Below are 547 nucleotides of genomic sequence, written 5' to 3'. Positions count from 1 at the left end.
AGCCCGACCGCTGCGCCTTATCCGGTAACTATCGTCTTGAGTCCAACCCGGTAAGACACGACTTATCGCCACTGGCAGCAGCCACTGGTAACAGGATTAGCAGAGCGAGGTATGTAGGCGGTGCTACAGAGTTCTTGAAGTGGTGGCCTAACTACGGCTACACTAGAAGGACAGTATTTGGTATCTGCGCTCTGCTGAAGCCAGTTACCTTCGGAAAAAGAGTTGGTAGCTCTTGATCCGGCAAACAAACCACCGCTGGTAGCGGTGGTTTTTTTGTTTGCAAGCAGCAGATTACGCGCAGAAAAAAAGGATCTCAAGAAGATCCTTTGATCTTTTCTACGGGGTCTGACGCTCAGTGGAACGAAAACTCACGTTAAGGGATTTTGGTCATGAACAATAAAACTGTCTGCTTACATAAACAGTAATACAAGGGGTGTTATGAGCCATATTCAACGGGAAACGTCTTGCTCTAGGCCGCGATTAAATTCCAACATGGATGCTGATTTATATGGGTATAAATGGGCTCGCGATAATGTCGGGCAATCAG

1 pseudogene is annotated in these 547 nt (G+C 47.3%); it reads left to right on the top strand.

Features of this window, described 5'->3' with window-relative positions:
- Positions 1–438: 438 nt before the first annotated feature.
- A pseudogene (locus SB822_RS54820) lies at positions 439–547 on the top strand (APH(3') family aminoglycoside O-phosphotransferase); the annotation flags it as partial.

Origin of the sequence: Paraburkholderia sp. SIMBA_054 (assembly GCF_046534875.1) — a bacterium.
GTDB lineage: Bacteria > Pseudomonadota > Gammaproteobacteria > Burkholderiales > Burkholderiaceae > Paraburkholderia > Paraburkholderia hospita.
Note: the sequence above shows the minus strand (reverse complement) of the source record. Positions and strands in the feature narration are given on the sequence as shown.